Below are 23,132 nucleotides of genomic sequence, written 5' to 3' on the forward strand. Positions count from 1 at the left end.
GTTATATGGGCAGCGAGCAGGAGCACAACACGCCTACACTGGTGCGGCTAAGAACTATTTTCAACAAGACGTAGGGAGGCGCATATGCGCGGCTACGCGGTCGTAGACATTGAGACCACCGGATTTTCCTATAAGCACGGGCACCGCATCGTTGAAATTGGCGTCGTGGAGCTATCGCCGGAAGGAGCAGTGCAGGATTCCTGGGAAACGCTCATTAACCCGCAACGCCATATCGCGGCCACGGAAATTCATGGCATTTCCGCCTCTGATGTTCTAGGCGCGCCCACCTTTGCGCAAGTAGCGGACAAGCTGGCTAATTCTCTCGAAGACCGCATATTCGTTGCTCACAATGCGGGATTCGATCGGACCTTTATTCAGTCCGAGCTGCTGGCTTGTCGCGCCTGTTCTGAAGAGGCGTTGCCGGCGATCGATACGGCCGTATTGGCACGCAGGTATCTTGGTCTTCCCAAGGTGAAGCTGGGGGATTGCTGCGCCCATCTGGGAATTCATAATGAGTTGGCACACTCCGCATTGGCGGATGCGATGGCCACGGCGCAACTATTCCAGCATTTCCTGGCCAATACCCCGGCAGCCCAAGAGAACTATATGAGTGAGCGCTTGGCTGAGCAACAGCTGTATCGCAGCCTGGCACCCCACCCGGGTTGGGTGGAGCCGGCACTTCTCAGCCGCGCAGCTGCGGAATCCGCCAAGCAAGCGGCACAGTACGGCGGCTGGTTCGCCGGGCTCGTCGCACAACGTGAGACGCCATCGAATACGGCTGCGGAAGACTATTTCAAGCTTCTCGATGCCGCCTTGCTCGACCGCCGCCTCTCCGCCACCGAGCAAACCCAATTGCTGGCCTTTGCTCAAGCACATGGGCTCGATGAACATGGTCTGCGCGAGCTGCATGAAGCCTATATCACGCTGCTGATTGAAGAAGCCTGGGCTGATGGTGTTGTCACGGCTGAGGAACGCGACATCCTGGCTTCTGTCGGCCGCGCCTTGGGGATCCCGGCTTCTGATATCGAGGCTGCCGTAGACCCCGACACCGCTCCACAGGCAGAAGGTCGGCATGGTGCCCCTAGTGAACAGGCGCCGCAAGGTTCTGAAAAGGCCGGCAGTATTGGCGGACTCGCCAGCATGGGCGGCATTGTGGTGAGCGCTGGCGAGCGAGTAACCATTACCGGAGCTAAGGCCTACTCGACTGCGGAATGGGAAGAGTATTTTGCCGCGCACGGCGTGGAGATTGGCGGCCTAGCCAAAAAGACCAAGGTGCTCATCGCCGGTGACCCGGACTCGCAATCGGGCAAAGCCAAGAAAGCGAAGCAGTATGGCATTCCCATCGTTGCGGAAGACGTCGCCCGTGAGGTCATTCACTTCGCAGACTAGGACTGGAGCTCTCCTAATCGAAGGAGAGTAATTGGCGCAGCGTGCTGAAGGCTTCCTTTTGCACTCGATGGGTAACGGTACGGCCCGATTGCTGCTTGATTAAAAGGCCGGATTCCCTCAACTTGCCGAGGTGATGAGATACCGTCGGTTGGCTAAGCCCGGAGAGCTCGGTCAACTGCGTAACACTCATCGGGCCGCAGCCCTCATCACACAATATGGACAGCAGGCGAAGCCGGGCTGGGTCAGCAAGTACTTTAAATTGCTGGGAAAAGCGCAAGGAATCGCTCTGGCTGAGCGGGCCACTGCTCAGGGAGCAGCACTGCCCGTCGGGGGTGTTATCGGCATTGCTAGGGGAGGAGTCCATGCACACAGTATAAAGAGGCTGCTTCCCACTCCGTTATATTGACGAGTATCAATATGGGTGATTAAAGTACTGCCTTGAAATGTGAATTCCTCGTCGCGCAAGGAGAGCTATGGCCATTCCGCAACGCCCAAAATTGTCATTTCTCGATAGATTCCTGCCCGTCTGGATCATCATGGCCATGGCCGCGGGGCTATTGATCGGACACTTCCTGCCAGGTATTGGAGAAGCACTATCTGCCCTAGAGGTGGGCGGTATTTCTCTTCCCATCGCACTGGGTCTGCTAGTCATGATGTATCCGCCCCTGGCTAAGGTCCGCTACGAAAAGACCCGAGACATTGCTGCCGACGGCCGGTTGATGGTGGTATCGATTGTGTTGAACTGGCTGGTGGGGCCTGCATTGATGTTCACCCTGGCGTGGATATTTCTTGCCGACCAGCCCGAGCTGCGAACCGGCTTGATTATCGTCGGATTGGCACGCTGTATCGCTATGGTCCTAGTCTGGTCCGATCTTTCCTGCGCCGACCGAGAGGCCACCGCTGTTCTCGTGGCTATTAATTCCGTTTTCCAAGTAGCTATGTTTGGCGTTATGGGCTGGTTTTACCTGCAGGTTCTTCCTGGTTGGCTAGGCCTGGATACCACCTCTGCTGATTTTTCTTTCTGGTCCATCGTCACGGCGGTTCTCGTATTTTTGGGAGTGCCACTGCTGCTTGGTGTCCTCTCACGGGTCTGGGGTGAGAAAGCCAAAGGCCGCGAATGGTTTGAAAACCGCTTCCTTCCGGCAGTATCTCCCCTGGCGATGATTGGTCTGCTTTATACCATTGTGTTGCTGTTCTCCCTGCAGGGAGAACAGTTGGTAGCGCAGCCCACGGCGGTGATCAAGGTTGCGATTCCGTTGGTCATTTACTTCGTTGGAATGTTCTTCCTAGCTCTGGGCGTAGCAAAGGCCGTGGGGATGAATTATGCGCAATCTGCTTCCGTGGCCTTTACTGCAGCAGGCAATAACTTCGAACTAGCCATCGCGGTTTCCATTGGCACTTTTGGAGCCGCGTCTGCACAGGCTCTAGCCGGCACCATCGGACCTCTCATTGAGATTCCCGTGCTCGTGGGACTCGTGTACGTTATGCTCTGGATAGGGCCGAAGCTATTTCCGGGAGATACAAGCTTGCCGCGTTAACGCTTGCCCAATTGGTAGAGGCAACGAATCCCGGTCGGCGTGACGGTGTTTTTCCAGTCCCTTGGTGCAGAGCGCAAGGCGATGCGGTCAAGTTTTACTAGGCTCGCCTGTGCCAATTCATCAAGATGCTCACACACTAGGTCGAGATCGACCTGCATGAATTTGGACAGGGCCCTAGCGGAGACTGTATTTCCTTGCACCGCGCCGGCGGCTATGAGGGCGGTGAGGGTGTCCACGTGGGCGTCGGCAAGCTCTAGGCGAGCCTCGGTTACTCCTTCAAGCGGATCCTTTTCCAGGATCTTGTTAATGCGCCGCCGGCCAATCCGAAAGGATTGAGAAAACATTGCCCACAGCCCCAAAGGCAAGCCGCACGCCCACCACGCCCCTGACAGGACACCGGCAATGGGCGGGGCAAGTTCTACCTCCGGCACCAGCCCGGCTGCACTCAGTGGCGCCATGGCCAGCGGCGCGGCGATGGGGATAAGCGGGGCGATATAGGCAATGGTGGGATAGTCGCCCTCGCGATACTCCTCCCGCGCGGCGTTGATGCCGCGTGGGTAGTTGCGGATGAGGTGCACTAACCCCAGCACCGCAAAGATGGCAAAAATACCGGCTCCTACCAGCATATAATCCACACCGGTGTTGGCGAATCCAATGGCAAAGCCGGCCGGTACGCCGAAGTAAAGCGCCGAGCGTACAGGGATTTCATTGCGCTGCCGATACTGCGCCAGCTCGCGGGCGGGGATTCGTGCTAGTTCTGCCACCCTGTCAACATAACACCGCCTGCCAGCCTGGCTGCGTTTCTGTGACACAATGGTAATGAGCGCGTACGAGACGCGTAATAACTTAATACCCACAAACTTTTATAGCGCGCTAAATGCCTCGCGCGGCGGCGGTACAGTCCATGCTGTGCCTGCGCCCGAGGTAGCGCCTGAAACAGACGAAGTACAGGAGTAAGCCCGAACATGGTGGCACAGAACTCTCAAGAAACAACTGAAAACCTCAAGGCGGCGGCGTCTTTGGCCCAGAACTTGGACCGTGGCCAGCTCAAAGACAAGGTCCGCGTTTATGCCCTTGCCAAGCAGCTGGGGCTTGCCTCGCGCGATCTGGTGGCGCAGCTGAAAGAGATGGGGCTAAAAAAGAGCGCGCAAAGCTCCCTCACCCGTGAGGAAGCAGGCCAGGTGCTCGATGCTGTGGCTCAAGCCGCGGCGCTTGGCGATGCCCCCTCTGGCGATACCAGCGAAGCCTCCACCGCCGCACCGGACACGGAGTCCGCAGACAATGCTGCTGTACCGCAGGAAGATAATTCAGGCAAGCAACCCGAGAAGAAGCCGGCGAAGAAGCGCGCCAAGCGCGCACGCAAGGCCACTCGCAAATCCGCAGCCCCAGTGTCCGAAGACTCGGCCGAGACCGACGCAGCGGGGGTGCAGCCCGCGGAAGACGAAGAACGCTTGCGCCACCGCGTGCGCAAGAACGTGGATAATGAGATCTCCCAAATCGAAGACAAGGTAGAAGAGTCACTCGCCAAGGCCGCAGCCGATACCGACTCAGCTGCCGAAGACGCCGCAGCGGCGGAATCCGCGGATGAGGTGGAAGAAGCGCCGGCGAGTGCACTCGATAACGGCACAGTTGATGCGGCGAAGCTGCACGAAGCGCTTGCGGAGGCCGGCGAGGATTTCGAGGATGACTACTACGCCCCGCACATTGTCCCGCGCGCTGAATCTGAGGAAGAATCCGGGCACTATGACTTTGCGCCGATCTTTATGGCCCCACAGCAAGATGATGCAGCGGCCTTCGCACTAGTTGCAGACGCTGCGGAGGAAGATTTCTTCGGCGATGACTCCGAAAGCGACGATGTTGCCGAGGAAGTGAGTGAGCAGCCGGGCTCCGGCCGTGGTTCTGGTAAATCCGAGGCTCGTCGTCGAGGTCGCCGCGGCGCCTCCCGCGGACGCGGCGCTAGCTCGAACCGTGAGGATCAGGCTACCGAGCCCGAATACATTGACGAGCCGAAGGCCATCCGTGGCTCCACGCGCATCGAGGCCCAAAAGCGCCGCCGCGCGGAACTGCGCGCAAAGGGCCGCACCCGCCAGCACATTGTTTCCCAGGCAGAGTTTCTTGCCCGCCGCGAAGCCGTGGAGCGCACCATGGTGGTGCGCGATAAGGAGCGCGAGGATGGTGCCGGAATCATCACGCAGGTGGGCGTGCTAGAAGATGACCTGCTGGTCGAGCACTTCGTTACCACCGAGTCCCAGGCTTCGCTGATTGGCAATATTTACCTAGGACGCGTCCAAAACGTCCTGCCGTCGATGGAGGCGGCCTTCGTAGATATCGGACAGGGCCGAAATGGCGTGCTCTACGCCGGTGAAATCGATTGGCGCAAGACCAAGCTGCATGGGCGCGCCCGCAAGGTAGAAAACGCCCTGAAGTCCGGCGATCAGGTATTGGTTCAGGTGGCCAAGGATCCAATTGGTCATAAGGGCGCGCGTCTGACCACCCAGATTTCCCTTGCCGGCCGCTACCTGGTCTATGTGCCAGGCGGCCGCAGCGCGGGCATTTCCCGCAAGTTGCCCGCCCCGGAGCGCAAGCGCTTGAAGGATATCCTGGGCCGCGTGGTGCCGGGCGATGGGGGAGCGATTATCCGCACCGCTGCCGAAAATGTCTCGGAAGAGGCGATCGCTACCGACGTCAATCGCCTGCACAGCCGGTGGGAGGACATCATCGCCCACGCCAAGAAGGAAAAGTCTTCCAAGGGCGCTAAGCCGGTGACCATGTACGAAGAGCCGAACATGCTCATCAAAGTGGTGCGCGATCTCTTCAACGAGGACTTCACCGAGCTCGTCGTCGATGGCAAGCGTTCGTTCAATACCGTCCGCGCCTACGTCGATTCCATGGCGCCTGACCTTGCGGATCGCGTGGTGCGCTTCCGCGCTAAGGACCACGGCGGGCAGGATGCCTTTGAGGTCCACCGCATTGACGAGCAGCTGCATAAGGCCCTCTCGCGCAAGGTATGGCTGCCATCCGGCGGCACGCTGGTGATTGACCGCACCGAAGCCATGACCGTCATCGACGTAAATACCGGCAAGTTCACCGGTTCTGGCGGCAACCTAGAAGAAACGGTAACCCGCAATAACCTCGAAGCGGCCGAAGAAATCGTGCGCCAGATGCGCCTGCGTGATTTGGGCGGCATGATTGTGGTGGACTTTATTGATATGGTCTTGCCAGAAAACCAGGACTTGGTCCTGCGCCGCTTGAAGGAGGCCTTGGGCCGCGACCGCACCCGCCACCAGGTTTCTGAGGTTACCTCTCTGGGCTTGGTGCAAATGACCCGTAAGCGCCTTGGCACCGGGCTGGTGGAGACCTTCTCTACCGAGTGCGAGTGCTGCCATGGCCGCGGGATCATCATTCACCAGTACCCAGTGGACGAGGCTGAGGACGATTCGCGCGCGAAGCACTCTGGGCGCAAGTCCAAGTCGCACAAAAAGCAGACTCATGATCCGCAGCAGCACCCGGCTGCGGTGGCGATGCATAAGCACGAGCTTGATGACGCCCCTGAAAGCGATTCCAAGCCCAAGCGCTTTAAGAAAACGCAGGCGCCGGTCTACGGCACCGAGAGCGAAGACGCCGCACGGGAATCCGCAAAGACGTCGCTGGAGGATCTCGTAGCTAACGTCGTTGTGGATGAGCGCAGTGCGGACGAGCCGCACGCTGATCAGAACACGCACAGCGGAGACCGAGACAGCGCTAAGGAGCGCGGACGCGGCCGTGGCCGCCGTCGGGCTCGCAAGCACACCCAGACTGAAGTATCCGATATCGAGGCCATCGCATACGCTGCGGCGGATAATGCTGCGGAAAGCGACGAGGTACAGGAATTTAATTCCTACGTCCCCGATGCGGATACGGACGCGGACTCGGGTGCCATCGCTAAGGCCCACCCAGATGCTGGGGCGGGCTCCAAACGTGGCAAGAAGCCGCGCCGGGCGACGCGCCGCGCTAAGGCCACACGCGCTGGCGCAGGCAGCGAGCAGAAAGCCCCGGAGTCTGCAGCAGGCAAGACCTATGAGGAAGCCGTAGCTGAGTTTGAAGCTTCCCCGCGCCGCAAGCGCCGCACACGCGGCAATTCGCGTTCTGATAGGCGTCCACAGCCGCAGGAATTCGCAGTTGCCGGTGAACAGGAGTCTGCCGTACCCAAGGCCGATCACGCGGTACCCGCATCCGATGGCGGTAACGCAAGCGAGGCCGCAGCACAACAGGGGCAGAAGGACTCGCGCGGGGAGCGAAAGGGCCGCCGGCGTGGTCGCCGTCGCACGGTGCGCACTCAACAAGCCCAAAGCCGTGTTTCCTCGCGCCTGCCACACGAGGTAAAGGAGAAGACGCAGGAGCACGAGCAGGCGGGCGGCTCGGCCGAGCAGCGACATGAAAAGGCCGTAGGCACTACGCGCGCTGGGCGCCCCGGCGGCAAGGGGCGGGGGCGTCGCCGTGCCGTGCGTCAGGCTGCCCCTAAGAAAGCCGTAGCAGAGAACCCGAAGGCAACGAAGGCCGAGTCGGGCCGTTCGACGCGACAGGAAGGCTCGCCGGAGCGCACCGGTTCTGGGAACCGGGCGGGCTCGAGCGATTCCAAGGTCTTGCGCCGTGGCAAGAAGAGGGCGGTGCGCAAAAAGGGGACGTCGGCAAGAGCGAGGGCCCCAAAGGCACAGGATAACGGTGCCCAGAAGCAGTCTGCGGCGAGCGGAGTCCACCCAGAAAAAGCCTCAGCTAAATCTGGGCGCGGGCGGCGCCGCGTAGCACGGCGAAGCAAGTCTTAGGGCTACGCCACGCGGGCACGAAAAGCGTGGTTTGTATTTTGTGCCCGCTACAGGGTAGTCTTTGACAGTCGCTGTTTAGTACTCACAGCGCTGGATCAGTCCGACACTCACTCAGTGAGTTGTACGGGCATGTTCGCGCGAGAACTAAACGCAATATGTAAGTGTCCATTCGGAACGCGGCCTCCCCGGTTGCTTCCGAGCGAGTTTAGATAAGGGGTAACCCTCTATGTACGCGATCGTCAAGACCGGCGGCAAGCAGTACAAGGTTGCTGAAGGTGACCTCGTCAAGGTCGAGAAGATCGAGGGTGAGCCAGGCTCTGCCGTAGCTCTCACCCCGGTTCTGCTCGTCGATGGCGCCGATGTTAAGTCCAAGGCTTCCGACTTGGAGAAGGTTTCTGTTTCCGCAGAAATCGTTGAGCAGGGTAAGGGCCCGAAGGTCGATATCCTGAAGTACAAGAACAAGACTGGTTACAAGAAGCGTCAGGGCCACCGTCAGCCTGTGACCACCTTGAAGATCACCGGTATCAAGTAAGCCTTAACCGGCTGTAATTATCCCTGAAGGAGGGAAAACCACATGGCACACAAGAAGGGTGCTTCCAGCTCCAGCAACGGTCGCGATTCCGAGTCTAAGCGTCTCGGCGTCAAGCGCTTCGGTGGTCAGCAGGTTAATGCCGGCGAGATCATCGTGCGTCAGCGCGGTACCAAGTTCCACCCAGGTGAGAACGTAGGCCGCGGCGGCGACGATACCCTGTTCGCGCTTGCAGCTGGCTCCGTTGAGTTCGGTATCAAGCGTGGCCGTCGTATGGTCAACATCGTCCCGGCTGAAGAGGTTGCTGCAGAAGCGACTGCTTAACTTCAGTCCGATTAGGCTAATCCTCGAGTCCGTCCCACAGCAGTGTGAAGGGCTTGGGGATTTTCTGTTGTAAAAGGGCTCTCGGATTCTGCTTCTCGGGGAACACCTGTTGTCGGTGGGGTTATTGTGTGGAGTCGAATTGGGTCCAGTTTCTCCTATTATGTCGCCGTTTGCAGCGTTGATCAGGTTGGTGGTTCATTCTGAGTGGCTGCTGGTGTGGATGGTTTAGCAAAGTCTGTTGCTTATCGGCCTGCTGGTGAGTTGGACTTGCCGCGCAATCATCGCAGGCGTACTAGCTGTGTGACAGTCAGGCGATAGCCTGATTGCGGCTTGAAGGTGTGGAACCGATGCATTTTGTGCGCCCGCTTTCCATAAGCTCTAGTCCGGTTTATCGGACTGGTAATGAGCTTGGGTTGTGGAAGCGCAATGCGCATGCTCGCGAAGATGTGTAACTACGCGCCGGTGTGGTTATATGCAACTGTGTGAATGTGTAGGTCTCAAAGATGTAGCTTTAGCTTGTGGAATTCATCCGCGTGATGTTGCTGATATGGACCAGGCGTTATTAAAATTTCCACTGGGCATGTGCTTTTGTCCCGGCTGGCCCGGATTTGGCGCTGTATAACAAGCTTATGTAGGTAATCCCGTATGTCGTTGGCCGCCAAGCAGCCCCAGGCCTGGCTATTCCACAAGAGCGAATTGATAGGCATATTTCTTCGCGTTATCTATCGGTAGAAAGCGTGAGCTCATCTTTGATCTTGACCGGCAGGGTAAAAGCGTGTGTGAGACAGCTCGGCGTTTTCAGCACTCTGCTAGCACTATCAGCAAGAAGCTTTAGCGTAACCGGGACGAGTTTGGGGTGTATCTTCCCACATATGCGCACCGTAAATCGGCGTCGAGTACGTTTACGCCGGAAGCGCAGGATTGATGCCAATCCACGTTTGCGTGAGACGGTCTGGGCGATGGTGAAAGATAGGTACTCGCCGCAGCAGATGTGCGGGTGGTTGCGTAGTTGCTATCCCGGTGATGAGGCTACGTACGTGTGTCCTGAAAGGAGCTATCAACCTTTGTTTTTCCCAGGCTAAATACGAGTCGAAAAAGAAGTCGCTGCTGCACTACGTCGAGATCACGCGCAACGTCGACCTCGTGGCACGCGAAGCGCGCCCGCAAGCGGTATGTCGATCCTACGGTCATGATTTCCGACTGGGCGGTACCAGGTCTTTGTGTAGCTGATCTCACCCTAGGTGTTGATAACCAGTCTGCAAATGGGCGCTCAAGTAGAGCGAACCATACGCTATGTAGTGCCTCCGAAGTAAACAAAGGGTTTACTAAAACAATTGCTATCTTGAGTTCAGAAGATTATTGCACCACCTTGTTGTAGGACAGCGTTGTTGTAGCTGGGGTAGCTCGTTCCCTTTGACGTCTGAGTCAGATGGTAGCGGTCTGAAGGAGGTTAGCAAGAGAGACTTGCGGTATATGTGGCCGCTAGATCTCGTAACATACTCTTATATTTCTGTGTAGGCTGTTGGCATATAAGTAGGATCTTAACGGGGAGCGATGCTCATGACGTGCAGTGCATGGTAGGTATGGAGCAGCTGCCGTGTAGGTGGCGCCAATGCAGACTTGGTGAAGGATGTGGTCTACACCTGACGGGTTGTAGGCCAGCAGATGGAATCAAATAAAAATATCCCTACGTATAGTGTGTCGCAAGGGAAACCCTTGTTGTCTTAAGGGATCTCCACTGATTTCTGTAGAGAGCGGTCGCTCAGTTGGGGATTTGCGGCACGTCAGAAAGGATAAAAAGCTGATTTGCCAACGTGTAAAAGGCCCGCAGGAACATAATCGGAAGAGAAGCTATTAAGAAGAGCCAACTGTTCAGTGGAATAAAGCGTACAGATTAACCCCCTATAAGGGGGGTATTGGGGGTGCTTGGGCGCTAGGTAAAAATAAAGACTTTTAAATTAGAACGCGGATAGTTAACCTACGCGTTTATCTCTTTTAACCTATCCTTCAATTTAATTGAAAGGCGGGCTACATAATCGCTGTTGAATTCCCAAAAGATGAGTATAGGCTTAACTGAGGCTGGGTTAGCATTATGATTTCCTAGTTGAAAGGGGGTGCAATTAGTTTGTGGAGCAGAATTTCTGTTGCGGAATTGTCACCTTATGGCAGAATACCTTTAGTGGGACGTGAGAGCGGTCCTGCAATCGAACCCTATCTGGGCTGAAAGTTCTCCAGAGGATACCGAGGAGTATGAGTATGAACTTTGACCTGTCGACCATCCAGGATTACCTATCCACCATCCAGCTTCACTTGGACAACTTCGTCAACACCCAAGAAGGTTGGTACAAGATTCTGTCCGGCGTGACCGAGATCTTCTCTGGCAAGAATCTTGAAAATGCTGTTGATGTGATCAACCCGCTGTCCGAGTCCGAATAAAATAATTCAAGTATCCTAATTCCTGAAGGAGTCAAAATGTCCGAGCTATCCAGCGTTGTGTCCGAGCTATCCAGCGTTTCCAATACAGTCGTAGAGGTTGTTAAGGCTATTGTTGAGCCGTTTGTAAATATTGCTGACGGCGCTTCCCAGCTCATTGGTATGTTCGTTTAAGAACCTGCCAAAGTAGACCGCAGGTGTCAAAAGGATACTTGGTCTACTGCGTATTTACCCCATTTGCCTGACTAGCAATGTTGCTTAGGGCAAGTGGGGTAAATTTTTCGGTACTGAAGTGGCCCGAGTTTTGTTCCTGGCTTTTGCCTTGGGGTTTTATTATTTCCTGTGGTGGGTTCTGGTTTGGATAATTCGGTTTCCGTCTCGGCTGGGTCTGGGTGTCTTAAATTTTTCGTGGAGCTTGGTTTTGTTCCATCACGACACCATTTGGGTTTTGGAGGTTCCGCATCGGCAGCATTATCACATACTGTGAGTATGGATGAGTTCATGGTTGTAGGAACCATTAAAATTTTTCGGCTAGAGCATTGTCGTAAGAGTTCCCGACAGTTCCGGTGGAAGGAGTGATTCCTTGCCGGGGAAGCTGTTTGTTGTAGACAACGTAGTCTTACAGCAAGCCGGGGTAGGAATGGTGCACCGAACCTGTTTTTCTTTGGCGGATAAGATCACTGGGTTGAAAGCATGCAGCGGCAATGCTTCGGTGCGCATGGATTTTGATTACGACGATCCGGCAATGTGTTGAGTAAACGTATAAGTGACAATCGCGGTGTACACAAAGCCTTTCTTTGTGCGCGCGGTTGTTATGTCGGTCATCCACAGTTTGTAGGGGCATTGGGGTTTAAACTCATGGTTGGCTAGGTTTGGCGCAAATTTGGCGCGTTGGGCTTGCGCGTTGTTATAGGTGAGCGTCCTTTGCCTTGCCAGAATTGTCGGCCAAGCGCATCAGCCGGGAGGTTTGTTCACGCTCGAGTATGCCCCGCTGGTCTAAAGCTCGGCGGAAACACCGATTTCCTTAGCCACATAAGATACCGGGCGCTCTTACTCGAATACTAGGTTCGTGGCTTTGCGCCGATATTCCGGCGTGTACTTCTTGCGCTGTTAGCTCACAATGATCATTTTCTCCTACGGGCACAAAATCCGTACGAATAGGGTCCACTAAACGAGTGGTAATCTCATAGGGATATCAATGTGGCTGGGCTGTAGTTACTGTCCGCTGTCTTTGTACGGCTCGTTGCGGTAATTGTCGGTTTCGGCGGCAGTTTTAGTCTCTGGTCATTGCGGTTTGTAACGTGCGTCGAACTAGGTTATTGGCAGCCGTGGTGGTCGTTTCTAGGCTGTCAATGTGTTTCGCAATTTTAGGGTGGGCAAGAAGCTTCTTATCAATTGCATGAGTCGTGGTCTTATAAGCTTAGATCTGGTCGTGTCGCAGTAATCATTCTGGTCTAACTCTTCATGCAGGTTGGGAATCTGCCTACAAACCATCAGACACTCTCTATTGCCCACATGTCTCTTTACTCAAAAGAATTTGCAGCCTTTTGCAAAATATCTTGTTGTTCGTGCAACTCTATGATTTTCTACCTGGCGGATTCGCTCGAAATTGGCCCTCACCCATAGGCAATATCGCGCAAAGCTCTAGTGCCGGAACGTTTGCTGGTGCCGTGTTAGTGGGCCTGAAAATAAAGGCGGGAACGTTTTCAACAAACCTCGCTGAAGCTGAAGGAAGCAGGCGACTTCAATGCACTCTGAGCGGACCATAGCACCACGTTTGAGTTGTTCGGAGTATTTAGGCATGGTGGTACAGTTCATTTCTTCTCCACCAAGCGGGGTACTAGGTGTCTACCTAGCAAAATCCAAGTCCTCCTAATAAGAATATTCAATATTCACATTATGTTAAACGGTTGGAGTCCAGCCCAAGATACGCATTACACTGAGTAGGACAACTATTCAATGCACGGAGGATTTGACCATGGCACGTTTTATTGACCGCGTTGTCCTGCACCTGCAAGCAGGTGACGGTGGACACGGCTGTGTGTCTGTCCACCGCGAGAAGTTTAAGCCATTGGGTGGCCCGGATGGCGGCAATGGTGGCCACGGCGGTGACATCATCCTCGAGGTCTCTGAACAAATCCATACGCTTATGGATTTCCATTACCGCCCGCATATTAAGGCGCAACGCGGCGGCAATGGAGCCGGCGATATGCGCAATGGTGCTCGCGGCGAGGACCTGATTTTGGAGGTCCCGGCGGGCACGGTGGTCCGCACTGAAAAGGGCGAAACCTTGGCGGACCTTACCGTTCCGGGAACGCGGTTTGTGGCCGCAGAAGGCGGCTTCGGCGGACTAGGCAATGCGGCATTGGCCTCAAAGAACCGCAAGGCACCGGGTTTTGCTCTCCAGGGTGAGCCGGGCCAAGCCCATGATCTTATCCTCGAGCTGAAGTCCATGGCGGATGTAGGGCTGGTGGGCTTTCCATCGGCTGGTAAGTCCTCGCTTATCTCGGTTTTGTCGGCCGCGAAGCCCAAGATCGGTGATTACCCCTTTACTACGCTGCAGCCGAACCTGGGCGTGGTGGATATGGGAGATAGCTCCTTTACTATCGCGGACGTGCCGGGGCTTATCCCAGGCGCGGCCGATGGCAAAGGCCTAGGCCTGGATTTCTTGCGCCACATTGAACGCACGGCGGTGCTTGCCCATGTGGTCGATACTGCCACCATTGAGCCCGGCCGTGATCCCGTTTCCGATATTGAGGCGATGGAAAGTGAGCTGGCAAAATACCAAGGGGCTTTGCAGGAAGATACTGGTTTAGGGGATCTGCGTGAGCGCCCCCGCGTCATCATCTTGAATAAAGCAGATGTGCCTGAGGCCGAAGAGCTGGCGGAATTTGTCAAGGATGATCTGGAAGAGAAGTTTGGCTGGCCTGTCTTTATTATTTCGGCCGTCGCTCGCAAGGGCCTGGATCCGCTGAAGTTCCGGCTCATGGATATGGTGACCGAGCATCGCAAGGCCCAGCCATTGCCAAAGAAGGATAAGAACCACACCGTTATCCATCCCAAGGCCCAGGGCCATAAGAAGCATACCGGTGTATTTGCTGATTTCACCGTGAAGGCCGATCCTGAGGTCGAGGGTGGCTTCATTGTTGAGGGCAAGAAGATTGATCGCTGGATTACCCAAACTGATTTTGAAAATGATGAGGCAGTGGGCTTCTTGGCGGACCGCTTGGCCAAGGCCGGCGTGGAGGAAGAGCTGCGCGAGCAGGGCGCTGTGGAAGGCTGTCCGGTGACGATCGGCGGCATTACCTTCGAGTGGGAGCCGATGACTGGCGGTGATCCGACGATGGCCAGCCGCGGCGAGGACGCCCGTTTGAAGGGCACTAGCCGCGTTTCCGCCGCCGAGCGCAAGCGTGCCTCTCAGGCACGCCGTGGTCTTATCGATGAATACGATTACGGCACCGACGAAGAGGTCACTCGCGAGGGTGCTAATCGGGATAGGTGGCAAGGCTAGCTCGGTAGGCCCCCTCTTCTTGGGGTGTATAAGAGGGGGCGCTTTGTAGACTCGGTTGGCATGTCTTCTGATCAACAGAAAGAGCCCATCCTTCCACTTCCGGTAGAGCCTTTTGACGGGCCTACCGCCGATACTCCCTTTCCAGAACCGCTCGATGAGAACCCGGTAGCGTCCGGTTTTGAATCTGAACTTCGCCACGAGATCGCGCACGCCAAGCGCGTCGTGGTCAAGATTGGTTCCTCTTCTCTCACGGATGAGAATTTCCGTGTTTCACAGGAAAAGATTGATCACATCGTCGATGCCGTTCATGCGCGCATGGGCCGCTCCGATGTCATTATCGTTTCTTCTGGTGCGGTCGCCGCCGGCATGGGGCCGCTCGGGCTGCATCAGCGTCCCACCGATCTGGCTACCAAGCAGGCCTCCGCTTCTGTAGGCCAGGTGCACTTGGCCTATGTGTGGGGCCAGTCCTTTGCTCGCTATCAGCGCACCATCGGCCAGGTTTTGTTGACTGCGTCAGATACTGGTCACCGCGATCGCGCCCGCAACGCGCAGCGCACCATTGATCGCCTGCGCCAGCTGCGTACCATTCCTATCGTCAACGAGAATGACGCCGTGGCTACCTCGGAGATGCACTTTGGCGATAACGATCGCCTCTCCGCGCTGGTGGCCAACCTGGTGGGTGCTGATGCGCTCTTCCTCTTCTCCGATGTAGATGGCCTGTATGACAAGAACCCGGCCGAGCCGGACGCTAAGTTCATCGATGAAGTGCGCACCGGCAAGGACTTGAAGGGCGTTGTAGCTGGCGATGGCGGCAAGGTGGGCACCGGTGGTATGGCCACCAAGGTCTCTGCAGCCCGCCTGGCAACCCGCGGCGGCATTCCGGTGCTGTTGACCTCCACGGATAATATTGGCCCCGCGCTTGCCGACGCCTCTGTGGGCACCGTCTTCCACACCCGCGAGGAACGCCAGCTTTCCGCCTGGAAGTTCTGGGCACTTTACTGCGCAGATACCGGCGGAGCCGTCCGCCTCGATGAAGGCGCTAAACAAGCCGTGACCGAGGGCGGTAATTCACTGCTGGCCGTGGGCATTACCGATGTGCAAGGCGAGTTCACCAAGGGCGAAATCATCGATATCCTCGGTCCGAATGGCGAGGTCATCGGACGTGGCGAAGTCCGTTTCGACTCCGAGGAACTGCACGGTATTAAGGGAAAGAAGATGGAAGAACTTCCTGAGGAGCAGCGCCGCTCAGTTGTTCACGCCGATTACCTCTCCAACTTCGCCTCCCGTATTTAAACCCAAGTCCCTGATTCCCCGTATGGTTGGGGCATGAAATATTTCATGGGTCCGGACGCCTGGCAGCCGATGGTAGAAGATATCGAGGCTGCCGGGCACGAACGCGTAAATAGCCTTGAAGATGCCGAGGTCTACATCAACAATGCGCCCAACCCGCGCCGCATCCCCGAGATGCCGGAGAACATCGGTTGGGTGCAGCATTGTTTTACCGGCGTAAATCAGCTCATTGATGCCGGGGTCATCACCCCAGACGGCGTGCCATGGTGCAACTCCGCCGGCGCTTTTGCCCAGCCGGTAGCCGAATCTGCACTTGGCCTGGCCCTGTCACAGGCGCACCACCATAAAGCTTTCGCCCAGGCCGCTTCGTGGTCGGTAGCACAGGAGCTGGACGAGTCCCAGGCGTGGCTTTATAACCAGCGAGGGCCGAAGAGGGTAGCCATCTTCGGCGCTGGGGGCATCGGCAAGCAGCTTATTAAGCTGCTGAAACCGTTTGGCGTGCACATTACCGCGGTCAATCGCTCCGGCCGCTCGGTGGAAGGCGCCGATGAGGTCGTGCCCATGGATAAGGCCGATCACGTGTGGGGCGAGACCGATTTCATTTTCTGTATCCTGCCTGCGACCAAGGACACCGAGGGGCTCATTGATGCCGCCACTTTCCGCGCGATGAAATCCTCCGCCATCTTTATCAACGTCGGCCGTGGCAGCACCGTAGTAACCGACGATCTAGTGGCGGCCCTGCGCGATGGTGAGATCGCCGGCGCCGGGCTGGAAGTTATGGATCCCGAGCCACTGCCTGATGGCCATCCGCTATACGACCTGCCCAATTGCACCATGACGCCGCACATGGCTGCTTCCGCGCACGTGGCGCAGTACCACCTGGGCGCTATCTTCAACGCCAATGCCGCGGCGTGGGAGAGGGGAGAGGCGATGCCTACCCGCGTCGATGTGGAGGCGGGCTACTAATGAAGTACGCGATGCTACCCACCCCGTGGGAGGAAACCCTGCAGGCACTCGATGCAGCGGGTCACGAGCGCGCCCCACTGGAAGATGCCGAGGTTCTCATCTTCAACGGCGGCCCAGATGATTTCCCACGGCCCCTGCCACCGAGCGTGGGCCTGGTGCAGGTCCCCTTCGCTGGGGTGGATCACCTGCTCGACGTCATGCGTGATACCACCGCCCGCTGGTCTAATGCCGCCGGCCTGTATGACGCCACCGTGGCGGAATCTACCATTGCGCTCCTGCTCGCCCACTTGCATGCGCATAAGCGCGTGGGGACTAGCTGGTCTAACCGCGATGAGGTTGAGGCTCATACCAGCTTCCTTTTTGAAGATAAGACGGTAGCGGTGGTGGGCGCCGGGGGCATCGGCAAGCGGCTTATTCGTATGCTGGAAGGCTTCGGACCACGCATAATCGCGGTCAATCGCTCCGGCAACCCAGTGGAGGGTGCCGATGAAACCTTCGCCACCGCCGATATTGAGCGCGTCTGGCCAGCCGCCGATTATTTCGTGGCGCTTGCGCCGCTAACGGACGAGACCCACCGGCTTTTTAATGCCGCTGCCTTCCGTGCCATGCCCGATCACGCCGTGATTATTAACGTTGGCCGCGGACCACTGGTGGACACCGATGCTCTAGTCGAAGCCTTGCGGGCAGGAGACATCGCCGGCGCTGGCTTGGATGTCACCGACCCTGAGCCGCTGCCCGATGGGCACCCACTGTGGGACATGCCTAACGTGGTCATCACCCCGCACCTGGCCAACCCTCCCTATTCGGTGCGCCGGCGCATCGGCTCGCATACAGTACAGGTCATGGAGCGCTACTCCGCAGGTGAAGCAATCCCCACGGAAGTCGATATTCAGGCGGGTTATTAATGGACAACGCCGCCTCACAAGACGGTTCTTATCAAGGGAGCTCTTTTAATACCACCGAAGCCGAGGTCGCGGATATGAAGGAGCGCCGGAAGAAGGTACAGGCGGTCGATTATGCTGCCTGGGCGGCCACCATCCTTTCCGTTGTGCTCGGCTATTTCTTCTTCCACTGGTCCTATTTTTGGGTTATCCCGATTATCTGTTTTATATGCTCGGCCGGAGCCCGCCACGTTTATAACTTGAGCTATTACGAAGAGGAATACCTCATGTTCGAGCGGAAGGACGAGAAGCGCCGCCGCCGGGCATCCGACAAGCGGAGCCGCGAGCTCGGCCAATAAGGACACCACCGTGCGGGTGCTTGCCGCCCAACTGGCTGAAAAGCGCGCGGCCTTTCGTTAGGCTGGTATGACATGAGCAACACTGAACGCGAAGAAGTTCTGTCCAAAGCCCGTGCTGCCAAGGAAGTCGCGCCCGTTGTGGCGCAGCTGTCCACGCCGCGCAAGAATGAGATCTTGCAGCGCGCAGCCGACAACCTCATTGCCCACACCGAAGCCATTCTCGCCGCCAATAAGCAGGATATCGATGCCGGCCGCGAACGCGGCATGTCCGAGTCCCTTATTGACCGCCTGTCTCTCGACGCCGCGCGCGTGGAAGGCATTGCCGGCGGCCTGCGCCAGGTAGCTGGCCTGCAGGACCCGGTAGGGGAGATCCTGCAGGGGCGCACCATGGATAACGGAATCCAGATGAAGCAGGTGCGCGTGCCGCTCGGTGTCATGGGCATGGTCTATGAGGCCCGCCCGAACGTCACCGTGGACGCCTTCGGTTTGGCCATCAAGTCCGGCAATGTGCCGCTATTGCGTGGCTCCAAATCCGCCCGCAACTCCAACACCAAGCTGGTAGAAATCTTGCAGGATACCCTCGTTGAGTTTGACCTGCCGCGCGAGGCCGTGCAGCTTTTGCCGTGCGAGACGCACGATTCCGTCCAGGACCTCATTACCGCCCGTGGTCTGGTGGACCTGGTTATTCCGCGTGGTGGCGCAAAGCTTATTGAGGCCGTCGTTACCGGCGCCACCGTCCCCGCCATTGAGACCGGCACCGGCAATTGCCACTTCTACGTGGATGCCTCTGCAGACATTGATAAGGCCATCGACATGGTCATCAACGGCAAGACCCGCCGCACCTCCGTGTGCAACTCCACGGAGTGCGTGCTTATCGACGCCGCTTTGGATGACTCCGTCAAGCTCCGCATCATCGCCGCGCTGCAGGATGCTGGCGTGACCATCCACGGCGACGTCGCCGAGCTCGAGGCCTTCGGCGTCAAGGATGCCGTGCAGGCCACCGATGAAGACTGGCGCGAGGAGTCACTATCTATGGATATCTGCGCCAAGGTGGTCGACGGCGTAGATGGGGCCATCGCGCATATCACCGAGTTCACCACTGGCCACACCGAGGCCATCGCCGCGCAAGACGCCGATGTCCTAGTGAAATTCGGCAACGAGGTGGATGCCGCCGCGGTGATGCTCAATGCCTCTACCGCCTTCACCGATGGCGAGGTCTACGGCATGGGCGCCGAAATCGGCATTTCCACCCAGAAGCTGCACGCTCGTGGCCCAATGGCGCTGCCGGAGCTCACCTCTTCTAAGTGGATCCTGCAGGGTACAGGTCAGACCCGTCCATAATTCTCCCCGCCATGATTCGATCTGCTTTCTTCCGTGCCGCCGTCGCCCTAAGCGCCTCGGCGGCGCTTGCCGTTTCTATAGCCCCCGCCGCCGCCACCGCGAATGCTGCCCCGGTCGTGCCCCAGGCAGCAGCACAATCCGCCCCATCGCCGCAGCCTGCTGGGTGTCCCGAGTTCGTTGTTTTGGCTGCTCGTGGCTCCGACCAGAATGAGGAATACGGCGAGTATTTCGGACCGCAGCAGTATTCGCCGCATGCCGCGCCGTCGAATGGCTATGAAGGGGCAAACCTCTCCGCGCTTTTTCATCTAGTGGAAAAACGCCATCCCGGCACGATGGATAAAGTCCATGTCCTCGCCCTTGACCCCCAGGCATACCCGGCGTCAATGAACCTGCCGCCGCTGGCGCAGGAAGGTGAACAGTTGAATCCGCTCCAGCTTATTCGCCGCCTCGGTGGGGTAGTGATGGAGCATCCGTTGCACGAGCTGGCGTATTCGGTCACCGTTGGTTTTGTACATAGTTTGCGCACCGGCATGGCCAACGCTCCGCGCGTGGTGGAAAAGTATGAGCGCGAAACAGGCTGCCAGCCGCGCTATATTACGGCTGGCTACTCCCAAGGCGCCATTGTCGCTACCAGCGCGGAGCGCTACCTTGCACAACGAGGCAAGCTCGTGGGGGCAGTTTACCTGGGCAATCCCCTCAGCCGTCCCCACGGTATGGCGGGCTGGCTACCGCAGCGTTTGCTCTTACAACCTGCGGCATTGCCGGACTCGCGCCGGCTTAACTATTGCCTGGACGGAGACTTCGTTTGCGACCTGAACCTCGCCTCCGCCCACGACGCGTTGGCTACCAAGGCGGCTCGCCATGCTTCTTATTTTGTAGAGCCCTCGCTTGGCGACGCCGCTTTTGCCGACTCCCTCGCCACCTTGCTTACTCCCTCCTCGGCCGGGGACTATAATCACCACCCATGACTAGCCCACAGCGCATTGGCATCATGGGTGGCACCTTTGACCCCATCCACAACGGTCACTTGGTAGCCGCCAGTGAGGCCGCGCATCGCTTTGCCCTCGATAGCGTCATCTTTGTGCCCACAGGTCAGCCTTGGCAGAAGTCTCACCGCGAGGTCACTGCGGCCGAGCACCGCTACTTGATGACGATGGTGGCAACCGCATCCAATCCGCGTTTTACCGTCTCGCGGGTAGATATTGACCGCGAGGGGCCTACCTATACCATCGATACGCTGCGGGATCTGCGTAAGCTTTTCCCAGAAGCGGAGTTCTATTTCATTACCGGCGCCGATTCACTGGCCTCCATTATGAGCTGGCATAACTGGGAAGAGATGCTGGAGATGGCGCACTTCGTGGGGGTTACCCGCCCCGGATACGAATTAAGCGCCGATATGCTGCCCGCCGATGCCCAAGAGGATATTGACCTCATCGGTATCCCTGCCATGGCCATTTCCTCCACCGCGTGCCGCGAGCGCTCTGCTCAAGGCCAGCCCGTGTGGTACCTCGTACCGGATGGAGTGGTGCAGTACATCACCAAAAACAATCTCTACGGTCCCAACCCGGACAAGCCCCTGTAGAAACTTTCACGGCCTTTCCCAGATTTTGGGCACGGGCCTGCTAAACGTGCAAGAATAGATTCTCACTAGAGATAGTTCATTTCGAATGCACTCAGACGCGAAAAGGGAATTTATACACATTGTCTACTTCTGATCTCGCCCGCAGCATGGCAGAAACCGCGGCACACGCGGCGCAAGAAAAGTTAGCCACCAATATCGCGGCCATTGATGTCTCCGATGTCCTCGCAATTACTGAGGTCTTCGTGCTGGCTTCTGCAGATAACGAGCGCCAGGTGGGCTCCATTGTGGATGAAGTCGAAGATGAGATGACCAAGCAGGGCTTTGAACCGCAGCGCCGTGAAGGCAACCGCGAAAATCGCTGGGTGCTGCTGGATTACGGCAATATCGTCGTCCATGTCCAGCGCAATGACCAGCGCGAGTTCTACGGCTTGGACCGCCTTTACCATGATTGCCCGGCACTGGAGATTGAGGGCATCGAAGCCCCGGAGCGTCCGGGCGAATGGACCAATGGCGTCAACCCGCGTGAGGTAGATTCCATCGACGAGCTCCCACTGGCCGATAAGGTCCCAGGTGAGGACGAGGAGCTTTAAACCCATATGAGTCGCCGCCTGATCCTGATCCGCCACGGACAAACTACCTATAACGCCACCGGCCGCATGCAAGGCCACTTGGATACCGAGCTGTCCGAGCTGGGCTATGAGCAGGCCCGCGCCGCCGCGCGCCTGCTGCAGGATCAGGGCGTCTCTAAAATCGTGGCCTCCGATCTCATCCGCGCGCGGGAAACCGCCCGCGTTGTCGCTGAAACTCTTGGCGTGGACTTCACCACGGATGCCCGCCTGCGCGAGACCCACTTAGGTCAGTGGCAGGGCAGAACCTCTGCTGAGGTAGATGCGGAGTTTCCAGGAGCGCGCGCCATTTGGCGCCACGATCCCACCTGGGCCCCGCCGGAGGGGGAATCTCGCGTGGACGTGGCTGAGCGTGCCCGCCCTGTCATCGATGAGCTCATGGAAGACTTTGCCGGCTGGGACGCCGGCCCCGTCCTCATCGTGGCCCATGGCGGGGCCATCTCGGCGCTTACCTGCCACCTGTTGGGCCTTGACCACGCGCAGTACGGGATCCTTTCGGGGTTGAAGAATACCCACTGGTCGCAGCTGACCGCTCGCCCAGACTTCAACCCGGAAACGCCGCTGTCTTCGCTGGAATTCACCCGCGACAACGTGGGCCGCGCCCAGTGGTACTTCGACGGTTGGAATATGGGCGGCGAGGTCACCGGGGACGGCGGGGCGGATATCTAGTGGCGGTTCGCGTCATTACGGATTCCGCTGCAGGCCTGCCCCGGGAGCTGGCGGAGCAGCTATCCATCACCGTCATTGACCTCCACCTCATGGAACGCCACGGCAAGGATGGCTTGGAGCAATCTACTTCGGGATTAAGCGCGCTGGAGCTGGCAGCCGCCTATGGCCGCGAAATGGAGCGCTCTCAGGATGATGGCGTGGTGGCCATACACCTATCCAAAGAGCTTTCTTCCACCTACTCCGCCGCAGTGACTGCTTCGGGCGTTTTCCCGCACACGGTGCGGGTGATTGATTCCGGGTCGGCCGGCATGGCGATGGGTGCGGCCGCCATGTCCGCAGCCAAGGTCGCCTCCCGCGGAGCCGGCTTGGAGGAGTGCTACGCTGCGGCCATGGACACCCTCAAGCGTGCGGCTACCTGGGTGTACCTGCATTCCACGGAGGATCTGCGCCGCTCCGGCCGCCTTTCGCCGGCCACAGCCGTGTTATCTACGGCGCTTTTGGCCACCAAGCCGATCATGTCGATTAACCGCGGCAAGCTGGAGCTGGTGGGAAAAACCCGCACCCAGACCAAGGCTTTTACCAAGCTAGTAGACCTCATTGCCTCCCGCGCCAACGGGAAGCCGGTCTTCGTCGCCATCCAGCACAACCACGCCGAAGGCGCGGCCGCCAAGCTGGAGGCGCTGCTTGAAGCGGCCCTGCCGCAGGGCTCGTCCTTTATCTGCACCCCGCTTAACGACGTCCTCTCCGTCCACGTCGGCCCCTCCGCCATCGGCGTATCTGCGGTGTTTAGCTCGGAGCCTCCCGCCGATCCAGCGCATCCTCACACGCGTGGTCGACCACGCGCCTTCCCACCGCGCCGTTCTGTGGATAACTAGGCCCAGTGCGCCGGGTT

General features: G+C 57.9%; 21 protein-coding genes. 19 read left to right on the top strand and 2 right to left on the bottom strand.

All coding sequences use genetic code 11. The features are described 5' to 3' along the window. Positions 1-84: 84 nt before the first annotated feature. Complete coding sequence (locus tag QP904_RS08320) at positions 85-1,389, top strand: exonuclease domain-containing protein (RefSeq protein ID WP_284835859.1); 1,305 nt, start codon at positions 85-87, stop codon at positions 1,387-1,389. A 13-nt stretch (positions 1,390-1,402) separates the two neighbouring features. Here QP904_RS08320 and QP904_RS08325 read toward each other — a convergent pair whose 3' ends face one another. Continuing rightward, positions 1,403-1,753 (bottom strand): ArsR/SmtB family transcription factor, encoded by a 351-nt coding sequence (locus QP904_RS08325; RefSeq protein ID WP_023020933.1) that lies wholly within the window; start codon positions 1,751-1,753, stop codon positions 1,403-1,405. Between the two features lie 109 nt (positions 1,754-1,862). Between QP904_RS08325 and arsB the strand changes: the two genes are divergently transcribed. Continuing rightward, complete coding sequence (arsB, locus tag QP904_RS08330) at positions 1,863-2,927, top strand: ACR3 family arsenite efflux transporter (protein ID WP_259825383.1); 1,065 nt, start codon at positions 1,863-1,865, stop codon at positions 2,925-2,927. On the opposite strand, the gene QP904_RS08335 is transcribed toward arsB, so the two are convergent. Beyond that, positions 2,924-3,691: a hypothetical protein gene (locus QP904_RS08335; protein WP_259825384.1), complete on the bottom strand. Its 768-nt coding sequence runs from the start codon at positions 3,689-3,691 to the stop codon at positions 2,924-2,926. The genes arsB and QP904_RS08335 overlap by 4 nt on opposite strands. Before the next feature lie 201 nt (positions 3,692-3,892). On the opposite strand from QP904_RS08335, the gene QP904_RS08340 reads away from it, so the two are divergent. The 17 genes from QP904_RS08340 to QP904_RS08420 all read left to right on the top strand — a co-directional run bounded on the left by QP904_RS08340 (position 3,893) and on the right by QP904_RS08420 (position 23,115). Beyond that, complete coding sequence (locus QP904_RS08340; RefSeq protein WP_284835860.1) at positions 3,893-7,729, top strand: translation initiation factor IF-2 N-terminal domain-containing protein; 3,837 nt, start codon at positions 3,893-3,895, stop codon at positions 7,727-7,729. Positions 7,730-7,955: 226 nt separating this feature from the next. Continuing rightward, a complete protein-coding gene (rplU, locus tag QP904_RS08345; RefSeq protein WP_005324077.1) occupies positions 7,956-8,261 on the top strand; it encodes a 50S ribosomal protein L21 in 306 nt (101 codons plus the stop codon). Between the two features lie 42 nt (positions 8,262-8,303). Next, on the top strand, positions 8,304-8,582 hold the full coding sequence (rpmA, locus tag QP904_RS08350) for a 50S ribosomal protein L27 (RefSeq protein WP_005324079.1): 279 nt from the start codon (positions 8,304-8,306) through the stop codon (positions 8,580-8,582). A 775-nt stretch (positions 8,583-9,357) separates the two neighbouring features. Then, positions 9,358-9,417 carry a hypothetical protein gene (locus QP904_RS08355; RefSeq protein ID WP_234288187.1) on the top strand — a complete coding sequence of 20 codons (60 nt, stop codon included), beginning with the start codon at positions 9,358-9,360 and terminating at the stop codon, positions 9,415-9,417. Between the two features lie 1,415 nt (positions 9,418-10,832). Beyond that, positions 10,833-11,018 carry a hypothetical protein gene (locus QP904_RS08360; RefSeq protein WP_284835861.1) on the top strand — a complete coding sequence of 62 codons (186 nt, stop codon included), beginning with the start codon at positions 10,833-10,835 and terminating at the stop codon, positions 11,016-11,018. Positions 11,019-11,054: 36 nt separating this feature from the next. Beyond that, positions 11,055-11,189, top strand: a complete 135-nt coding sequence (locus QP904_RS08365; protein WP_023020938.1) for a hypothetical protein — start codon at positions 11,055-11,057, stop codon at positions 11,187-11,189. Positions 11,190-12,993: 1,804 nt separating this feature from the next. Then, a complete protein-coding gene (gene obgE / locus QP904_RS08370) occupies positions 12,994-14,526 on the top strand; it encodes a GTPase ObgE (protein ID WP_023020939.1) in 1,533 nt (510 codons plus the stop codon). 60 nt (positions 14,527-14,586) lie between these two features. Continuing rightward, positions 14,587-15,819 (top strand): glutamate 5-kinase, encoded by a 1,233-nt coding sequence (gene proB / locus QP904_RS08375; protein WP_034660157.1) that lies wholly within the window; start codon positions 14,587-14,589, stop codon positions 15,817-15,819. Positions 15,820-15,852: 33 nt separating this feature from the next. Continuing rightward, the gene (locus QP904_RS08380; RefSeq protein WP_284835862.1) at positions 15,853-16,782 is read left to right on the top strand and encodes a D-isomer specific 2-hydroxyacid dehydrogenase family protein; all 930 of its coding nucleotides are present in this window, start codon (positions 15,853-15,855) and stop codon (positions 16,780-16,782) included. Beyond that, the gene (locus tag QP904_RS08385) at positions 16,782-17,687 is read left to right on the top strand and encodes a D-isomer specific 2-hydroxyacid dehydrogenase family protein (RefSeq protein WP_023020942.1); all 906 of its coding nucleotides are present in this window, start codon (positions 16,782-16,784) and stop codon (positions 17,685-17,687) included. Before QP904_RS08380 ends, QP904_RS08385 begins: the two co-directional genes overlap by 1 nt. Further along, positions 17,687-18,022 carry a hypothetical protein gene (locus tag QP904_RS08390; protein ID WP_284835863.1) on the top strand — a complete coding sequence of 112 codons (336 nt, stop codon included), beginning with the start codon at positions 17,687-17,689 and terminating at the stop codon, positions 18,020-18,022. Before QP904_RS08385 ends, QP904_RS08390 begins: the two co-directional genes overlap by 1 nt. Before the next feature lie 72 nt (positions 18,023-18,094). After that, positions 18,095-19,363 carry a glutamate-5-semialdehyde dehydrogenase gene (locus QP904_RS08395; RefSeq protein WP_200288741.1) on the top strand — a complete coding sequence of 423 codons (1,269 nt, stop codon included), beginning with the start codon at positions 18,095-18,097 and terminating at the stop codon, positions 19,361-19,363. A gap of 11 nt (positions 19,364-19,374) precedes the next feature. Continuing rightward, positions 19,375-20,331, top strand: coding sequence for a cutinase family protein (locus tag QP904_RS08400; protein WP_284835864.1), 957 nt, complete (start codon positions 19,375-19,377; stop codon positions 20,329-20,331). After that, positions 20,328-20,945, top strand: coding sequence for a nicotinate-nucleotide adenylyltransferase (nadD, locus tag QP904_RS08405; protein ID WP_284835865.1), 618 nt, complete (start codon positions 20,328-20,330; stop codon positions 20,943-20,945). The genes QP904_RS08400 and nadD overlap by 4 nt, the downstream gene beginning before the upstream one ends. Before the next feature lie 146 nt (positions 20,946-21,091). After that, complete coding sequence (gene rsfS / locus QP904_RS08410; RefSeq protein WP_179387589.1) at positions 21,092-21,535, top strand: ribosome silencing factor; 444 nt, start codon at positions 21,092-21,094, stop codon at positions 21,533-21,535. 6 nt (positions 21,536-21,541) lie between these two features. Next, entirely contained in the window at positions 21,542-22,240 is a 699-nt protein-coding gene (locus QP904_RS08415) for a histidine phosphatase family protein (RefSeq protein ID WP_284798730.1), read from the top strand. Further along, positions 22,240-23,115, top strand: coding sequence for a DegV family protein (locus QP904_RS08420; RefSeq protein WP_023020949.1), 876 nt, complete (start codon positions 22,240-22,242; stop codon positions 23,113-23,115). The genes QP904_RS08415 and QP904_RS08420 overlap by 1 nt, the downstream gene beginning before the upstream one ends. Positions 23,116-23,132 lie beyond the last annotated feature (17 nt).

The sequence above is a fragment of the Corynebacterium nasorum genome (genome assembly GCF_030229765.1).
In the GTDB taxonomy this organism is placed as follows: Bacteria; Actinomycetota; Actinomycetes; order Mycobacteriales; family Mycobacteriaceae; genus Corynebacterium; species Corynebacterium kefirresidentii.

Bases quoted from the DNA above. Each gene is read 5' to 3' on its own strand.
- QP904_RS08320 (WP_284835859.1), top strand. From the start codon at position 85: ATGCGCGGCTACGCGGTCGTAGACATTGAGACCACCGGATTTTCCTAT.
- QP904_RS08325 (WP_023020933.1), bottom strand. From the start codon at position 1,753: ATGGACTCCTCCCCTAGCAATGCCGATAACACCCCCGACGGGCAGTGC.
- arsB (WP_259825383.1), top strand. From the start codon at position 1,863: ATGGCCATTCCGCAACGCCCAAAATTGTCATTTCTCGATAGATTCCTG.
- QP904_RS08340 (WP_284835860.1), top strand. From the start codon at position 3,893: ATGGTGGCACAGAACTCTCAAGAAACAACTGAAAACCTCAAGGCGGCG.
- rplU (WP_005324077.1), top strand. From the start codon at position 7,956: ATGTACGCGATCGTCAAGACCGGCGGCAAGCAGTACAAGGTTGCTGAA.
- rpmA (WP_005324079.1), top strand. From the start codon at position 8,304: ATGGCACACAAGAAGGGTGCTTCCAGCTCCAGCAACGGTCGCGATTCC.
- QP904_RS08360 (WP_284835861.1), top strand. From the start codon at position 10,833: ATGAGTATGAACTTTGACCTGTCGACCATCCAGGATTACCTATCCACC.
- QP904_RS08365 (WP_023020938.1), top strand. From the start codon at position 11,055: ATGTCCGAGCTATCCAGCGTTGTGTCCGAGCTATCCAGCGTTTCCAAT.
- obgE (WP_023020939.1), top strand. From the start codon at position 12,994: ATGGCACGTTTTATTGACCGCGTTGTCCTGCACCTGCAAGCAGGTGAC.
- proB (WP_034660157.1), top strand. From the start codon at position 14,587: ATGTCTTCTGATCAACAGAAAGAGCCCATCCTTCCACTTCCGGTAGAG.
- QP904_RS08380 (WP_284835862.1), top strand. From the start codon at position 15,853: ATGAAATATTTCATGGGTCCGGACGCCTGGCAGCCGATGGTAGAAGAT.
- QP904_RS08385 (WP_023020942.1), top strand. From the start codon at position 16,782: ATGAAGTACGCGATGCTACCCACCCCGTGGGAGGAAACCCTGCAGGCA.
- QP904_RS08390 (WP_284835863.1), top strand. From the start codon at position 17,687: ATGGACAACGCCGCCTCACAAGACGGTTCTTATCAAGGGAGCTCTTTT.
- QP904_RS08395 (WP_200288741.1), top strand. From the start codon at position 18,095: ATGAGCAACACTGAACGCGAAGAAGTTCTGTCCAAAGCCCGTGCTGCC.
- QP904_RS08400 (WP_284835864.1), top strand. From the start codon at position 19,375: ATGATTCGATCTGCTTTCTTCCGTGCCGCCGTCGCCCTAAGCGCCTCG.
- nadD (WP_284835865.1), top strand. From the start codon at position 20,328: ATGACTAGCCCACAGCGCATTGGCATCATGGGTGGCACCTTTGACCCC.
- rsfS (WP_179387589.1), top strand. From the start codon at position 21,092: ATGGCAGAAACCGCGGCACACGCGGCGCAAGAAAAGTTAGCCACCAAT.
- QP904_RS08415 (WP_284798730.1), top strand. From the start codon at position 21,542: ATGAGTCGCCGCCTGATCCTGATCCGCCACGGACAAACTACCTATAAC.